The sequence below is a fragment of the Paraburkholderia sp. genome, assembly GCF_035656215.1.
In the GTDB taxonomy this organism is placed as follows: domain Bacteria; phylum Pseudomonadota; class Gammaproteobacteria; order Burkholderiales; family Burkholderiaceae; genus Paraburkholderia.
Map to the genome: position 1 here is coordinate 1 of NZ_DASRSY010000350.1, position 2,878 is coordinate 2,878.

General features: G+C 61.6%; 3 protein-coding genes and 1 pseudogene. 1 reads left to right on the forward strand and 3 read right to left on the reverse strand.

Going from position 1 to position 2,878, the window contains the following annotated elements; all coding sequences use genetic code 11:
* Both VFE81_RS20470 and VFE81_RS20475 read right to left on the reverse strand, forming a co-directional pair.
* Positions 1 to 1,364 (reverse strand): annotated as a pseudogene (locus VFE81_RS20470) (glycosyl transferase); the annotation flags it as partial.
* Between the two features lie 456 nt (positions 1,365 to 1,820).
* Complete coding sequence (locus tag VFE81_RS20475; RefSeq protein WP_325046341.1) at positions 1,821 to 1,961, reverse strand: hypothetical protein; 141 nt, start codon at positions 1,959 to 1,961, stop codon at positions 1,821 to 1,823.
* A gap of 217 nt (positions 1,962 to 2,178) precedes the next feature.
* On the opposite strand from VFE81_RS20475, the gene VFE81_RS20480 reads away from it, so the two are divergent.
* Positions 2,179 to 2,508: a hypothetical protein gene (locus VFE81_RS20480; protein WP_325046342.1), complete on the forward strand. Its 330-nt coding sequence runs from the start codon at positions 2,179 to 2,181 to the stop codon at positions 2,506 to 2,508.
* A 108-nt stretch (positions 2,509 to 2,616) separates the two neighbouring features.
* On the opposite strand, the gene VFE81_RS20485 is transcribed toward VFE81_RS20480, so the two are convergent.
* The coding region (locus VFE81_RS20485; protein ID WP_325046343.1) for a Beta-galactosidase C-terminal domain at positions 2,617 to 2,878 on the reverse strand (262 nt) is incomplete at its 5' end.

Consider the following 2,878-nt stretch of genomic DNA (forward strand, 5'->3'; position numbering starts at 1 on the left):
AATCCACATACGGCAAAGAGCGTGAGTACCTCGACTTCGAGACCGCGCGGCGCCAGTGTCCACAGTGCCCACAACGCTAGCGCCAGCAATGTCATGGCGACCGTCAGGATCGTGCCGACGTAGCCACCAATGCCAAGGCGGATGTTGAACCGCATGATCCGCAGACGCGGCGGCGGACGGAATTCGATTGCCTGCTCGAGCGCGCGACGGCCTTCGGCGATCAGGTGATAGCCGGGGTCACCGGCACGTTCCGCATGCGCGGCATCGCCGGCCTCGAGTACCGCCGCCTGCGCCGACTCCAGCGCCAGCCCCGCGACTTCGAGTTCGGTGAAGGACGAGCCGCGCGCCAGTTGCTCGATCGCGCTGCGATACAGATTGCGCGTCGGAAAATCCATCGTGGCAAAGCTGCTGTCCGCGCGCAACCGGGCGTCGACAAGACTCACACTCTCGAACAGTTCCGTCCAGTCGATGTCCGAAATCAACCGCATGCTGGTGATCACATTGCGCACGGTGACGTTCGACGCGCCCTGCCGCTGCTGCGCGTGTTGCACGACTTCATCGACAGAGGCACCCTGAAGCTTGAGCCGCTCTTCCAGCCAGCCAAGTGCCGGTGTGGTGCGCGGATCCTGGTCACGCAGCCGTTTTACGAGCTGCGCGGCGAACAGTTCCGACAACAGGCCTGAGGAGCGCGTGGAAATGTCCGCTTCGAGCGCCGAACGGGCGCTACCTGATTCGAGCAGACGGTCAGTGAGTGCATCCGCGTCGGCGCGTGCGCTGCGGCCTGCCGTGATCTGGTCTGTCAGGCGTCGCAGATTCTCGATCAGCACGATGCGCAACGTGATCGCCACGGCCCACAATTCGCCGATCGTCAGCGGCTGAACCCGCTGATACGCGTTGATGAAACGCCGCAGGATCTGCGGGTCGAAGTGACTGTCAGTATGCGCAACAAATGCCCACGCGAGACCAAATACGCGCGGATAGCCCGCGAATGGCCCAGCGGCCAGTTTGGGCAACTGACGATAGTAGCCGGGTGGCAAATCGTCGCGAATCTCGCGGATCTGCTCCTCGACGAGGTGATAGTTGTCGAGCAGCCATTCCGCGGCGGGCACCACGCCCCGGCCACTCTCCAGTTCTTCGGCGCTCGCGCGGTAGGCCGCGAGCAGGACGGCGGCATTGTCGTTCAGTCTCGTGTGCAGCGAAAAAACGGCAGGGGGGGTCTTCGTTACCGGTTGTGCGGCAGCGAGGCTCTCGGCGTGCTGCTCGAGCCGTTCGACGCCGAACAGCTCTTCGCGCACCGGCGCGATGTCAGTCCATGGCGGCGACGGCGAGCGATGTCCCGCGATATATCGAAGGATCGCTTTCATAGGCGCACTTCCTGCGATGTCGGAGAGTTCGGTGGGGCGGACGGGTTGCTGTGGCGTGTCACGTTAGCGGCGCGCATATCGCTCGCCATCGTTGTATCGGCGCACAGTTCATAGCGTTGGGACATGATCGGATATTCCTTCGGGAGGCTGCACCACGCGTGTCGCGTGGATCCAAGCCTCCGGGCTGTAGCTTGATTCCACGGGCGCTGATTGCCGGCGCATCGAAAGATTCCGCCAGAACGATAGGGGTAACGGGAATGCGTCACTCCATGCGCGATGCGCAAACCGTTAACTGCCGTTTAGCGGCGCACTAAAGCGTCGGATGAACGTCGATCAGACCGATGCAACAATGAATGAGAGACAGGAACGCTCGCGCAGCACTGTAGACGCGGTTCCCGGCTGAACGCCCGGAAAGGGTGAAGCAGAGAGCGCACGGATCCGTGCCCGGGGTGCCGACTATTTCTTCTTGGCCGGTGCGCTGGCCGCGACGGTCTTCGGCGCAGTTGCCGAGGGTACGCCTGCAGCAGGAGAAATCACCTTTTTGGCTTGTTTAGGCTTTTTAGCCTCGCGATTACCGCGCATCGTGCTCTTTGCCAACTGTTTCTCCTGATTTGCCGATCGCGAAGGCGACCGCCATATCGCGCAGTTTGGGCGCATCTGGCAACTCTGTCGCGATTTATCTTTGGAGCGTGTGTAAAAAAGCGCCGCACCTCACTTCCCGATAAACTACGCCGTTATTTGATTCGTTCGGTTGCCGCGATGGCGGAATACCACCGCTTTTGCACGTCGCCCATCTAACGACAGGATTCTGGTAATGAAACGCGTAGTTGTATCGGCCGCGCTCGCGGTGTGCCTCGCCCAGCCGGCAGTTGAAGCCGTTGCACAAACCGTCAGCGACCAATGTTTTGCGATCGGCGACATCGCGGGGCAGGTGGCGTCGTGGCGCTCGCACAAGAAGACGAAAGAGCAGGCGCTTGCCCAAGCGGCAAAGTACTACAAGAACGAGTCCGACCGACAAGCGGTCTTCGGCATCATCGAGAAGATTTACACTCCCGGCGCGCCGCACATGACACCCGATCAGGCCAGCATGGCGTTCACGTCGGAGTGTGCTGAACAGCACAAACCGCAGGCATCCAAGCAGTAGTTGCCTGCGGTTCGCGCGGATATTTCACCGCGCTACCGCCACGGTCTGGCCGCCGCTGTCGAGGTGCAGCATGACCCTGATCCGTTCATCGACCGATTTGACCGCAGCTTATGCGGTCCGCCACGCGCAAACGTCGCCGGTTTTCAACTGTGAATGTCCCAACACAAAAGTCGCGTGGGCCGGTGCGGGCGCTTGCACCTGCTCCGGACCGAAGTTGAACGCGAAGGTCAGATCGCCGCGCCGGCGAATACGCAAGCCGTCGGCTAGTCGTTGCGTCTCGATGCCGGCGTCCTTCGCTGCCTGCTGCAAGATCGCGCGATGCAATCCGTGCGACAACCAACCCGCCACATAGCGAACGCTTCTGTGAGTG